1 pseudogene is annotated in these 434 nt (G+C 37.1%); it reads right to left on the reverse strand.

What is annotated here, in order from left to right:
• Positions 1–434, reverse strand: a pseudogene (locus D7V20_RS19550) (transposase); the annotation flags it as partial.

A 434-nucleotide genomic window follows, 5' to 3' on the forward strand; every position in this document is an offset into this window, starting at 1 on the left:
ATCGCTTTTTTTTGATCATGTTGCCATTCACCCGTTAAGTAACACCAACAGAAGCTTATAGCTAACACCGCAATCAATTTTTTCACTCGTCTAGGGTCTGTCAAGCGCGTATTTTCAAGATTAAACCCGCGTCCTTTGAGACAACTGAATAAGGTTTCAATTTCCCAGCGTAATGCATAATCCTGAATAGCATTGGCATTAAACTGAGGAGAAACGACGAGTAAAAGCTCTCCATTTTCTAACTGTAGTGCACTTATATATAGTTTCACCCGACCAACCAAAATCCGTCGTTTACGACATTCAATTTGACCAACTTTAAGATGGCGAAATAAATCACTAATTTTATGATTCTTTCCTAAATGATTGGTGACAATGAAGTTTTTTTAACACGAATGCAGAAGTTGATGTCTTGTTCAATTAACCATGTAAACCAC

It is taken from the genome of Acinetobacter rongchengensis, from assembly GCF_003611475.1.
Taxonomy (GTDB): domain Bacteria; phylum Pseudomonadota; class Gammaproteobacteria; order Pseudomonadales; family Moraxellaceae; genus Acinetobacter; species Acinetobacter rongchengensis.